The organism is Myxococcus sp. CA033, assembly GCF_013336625.1.
Lineage (GTDB): Bacteria > Myxococcota > Myxococcia > Myxococcales > Myxococcaceae > Myxococcus > Myxococcus llanfairpwllgwyngyllgogerychwyrndrobwllllantysiliogogogochensis.
In genome coordinates, this window is sequence record NZ_JABUMU010000049.1 from 1 (window position 1) to 2,500 (window position 2,500).

At 59.4% G+C, this 2,500-nt stretch carries 1 protein-coding gene and 2 rRNA genes (1 of these 3 cut by a window edge); 1 reads left to right on the forward strand and 2 read right to left on the reverse strand.

Annotated elements, in window-relative coordinates; genetic code table 11:
* Positions 1-297, forward strand: a 297-nt coding sequence (locus tag HUA78_RS45435; protein WP_174479098.1) for a zinc-binding dehydrogenase, incomplete at its 5' end; no start/stop codon positions are given.
* Positions 298-461: 164 nt separating this feature from the next.
* On the opposite strand, the gene rrf is transcribed toward HUA78_RS45435, so the two are convergent.
* Positions 462-578: ribosomal RNA gene (rrf, locus tag HUA78_RS45440) — 5S ribosomal RNA — on the reverse strand.
* A 159-nt stretch (positions 579-737) separates the two neighbouring features.
* A 23S ribosomal RNA gene (locus HUA78_RS45445) occupies positions 738-2,500 on the reverse strand (it continues 1,201 nt past the right edge of the window).

Consider the following 2,500-nt stretch of genomic DNA (forward strand, 5'->3'; position numbering starts at 1 on the left):
GAGTCGCTGGCGGCCTTCGGGCACCTGGTGGCGTACGGGAGCGCGAGCGGGCCCCCGGCGGCGGTGGAGGTGGAGACGCTGTACGCGAAGTCGCTGAAAGTCAGCGCGTACTGGCTGCGCACACCGCACCCGGCGGCGCTGCAGCGGCGAGCGCGCGAGGCGCTGGGAAGCGCGCTGGCGGGAGGGCAGTTGCGCGTGAAGCTGGGGCTGGTGGTGGGACTGGAGGAGGCCGCGCAAGCCCACCAGCGACTGGAGTCGCGCGCGACGGTGGGCAAGGTGGTGCTGCGAGTGCCCTGAAGTCGCGCGGGCCGTCAGGCCTCGAGGGTGGCTGCAGGCCGCAAGCCCGCGGGCGCCCTGGCGGCCGAAGCGGGCACGGGGCCCCTCGCGGCGTCGGAAACTCCAGACGCACAAAAGCGAAAAGCCCCCGTCGCACGAGGCGACGAGGGCTTCTCTCAAAAAGAATCCGGCAGCGACCTACTCTCCCACGCGGTTTCCCGCGGAGTACCATCGGCTCTGGAGGGCTTAACTTCCGTGTTCGGGATGGGAACGGGTGTGACCCCTCCGACATAGCCACCGGAAAAGCATGAAGTGCATACGAAGGGTAAGTTGCAGCATTCTGCGAGTACAAGTCTCGCTGTGCGCTAAAGTGTTTCGTCCGGGTGAATGCATAGTGCATTCAGTCTCGGCCTTGGCCCCGAGTCCCTTACTCCCCTTGAGGGGGCATGCAAGAGATAGGGGGAAGTAAGCCTCTCGACCAATTAGTACCAGTTAGCTCAACGCGTTACCGCGCTTACACACCTGGCCTATCAACGTCGTAGTCTTCGACGGGTCTTCAGGGGCTTGCGCCCGGGATACCTGGTCTTGAGGTCGGTTTCCCGCTTAGATGCTTTCAGCGGTTATCCAATCGGCACATGGCTACCCAGCGATGCCTCTGGCGAGACAACTGGTACACCAGCGGTGCCTCCAACCCGGTCCTCTCGTACTAAGGTCAGAGCCTCTCAAGTATCCTACGCCCACAGCAGATAGGGACCAAACTGTCTCACGACGTTTTGAACCCAGCTCGCGTACCGCTTTAATTGGCGAACAGCCAAACCCTTGGGACCTGCTCCAGCCCCAGGATGCGATGAGCCGACATCGAGGTGCCAAACCTCCCCGTCGATGTGAACTCTTGGGGGAGATAAGCCTGTTATCCCCGGAGTACCTTTTATCCGTTGAGCGATGGCCCTTCCATTCAGGACCACCGGATCACTATGACCTGCTTTCGCACCTGCTCGACGTGTCCGTCTCGCAGTCAAGCTCCCTTATGCCATTGCACTCGCCGCCCGGTTTCCAATCGGGCTGAGGGAACCATCGCGCGCCTCCGTTACTCTTTGGGAGGCGACCGCCCCAGTCAAACTACCCACCAGACAGTGTCCCAATCCCGGCTTACGGGACATGGTTAGACACCAGAAATCAACAGGGTGGTATTTCACCGTTGCCTCCACCGAACCTAGCGGCCCGGCTTCAAAGGCTCCCACCTATCCTACACAGTCAATCCCTAGTGTCACTGTCAAGTTATAGTAAAGGTTCACGGGGTCTTTCCGTCTTGCTGCGGGTAAACTGCATCGGCACAGCTATTTCAATTTCGCTGAGTCCCTCTCCGAGACAGCGCGGAAGTCGTTACTCCATTCGTGCAGGTCGGAACTTACCCGACAAGGAATTTCGCTACCTTAGGACCGTTATAGTTACGGCCGCCGTTTACTGGGGCTTCGGATCATCGCTTTGCCTTGCGGCTGACGAATCCCCTTAACCTTCCAGCACCGGGCAGGAGTCAGACCCTATACGTCGGCTTGTCGCCTTCGCAGAGTCCTGTGTTTTTGGTAAACAGTCGCTACCGCCATTTCTCTGCAACCTCTCTCGGCTCCGGCTGTACGCCTTCACCTACCAGAGGCCCACCTTCTTCCGAAGTTACGGTGGAAATTTGCCTAGTTCCTTGGAGGAGAGTTCTCTCAAGCGCCTTAGGATTTTCTCCTCACCCACCTGTGTCGGTTTACGGTACGGACACCCTGCAAGCTCCCTACGGGACTTTTCTTGGAAGCAGAGCATCAGCGACTTACCCCTTACGGGGCGCCATGGGGTCTCGGGGATAGCTGCCGCGCCTTTAATCGTACGCGACACCCCTACGCCTTTGGACTGACACAACCGCCGGTCAGCTCGCCTAGCTTTCTCCGTCCTCCCTTAGTTCAACGCTTACAAGATGGCGCAGGAATATTAACCTGCTTTCCATCATCTACGCCTTTCGGCCTCGACTTAGGTTCCGGCTAACCCTGGGAAGATTAACTTGACCCAGGAAACCTTGGGTTTACGGCGAGGGGGTTTCTCACCCCCTTTATCGCTACTCATTTCGGCATCAGCACTCCCAGCCGCTCCAGCCGCCCTTTCGGTCGACCTTCGCTGCAACTGGGACGCTCCCCTACCGCCACACGTTTTGCGTGTGACCCGAAGCTTCGGTACTAGTCTT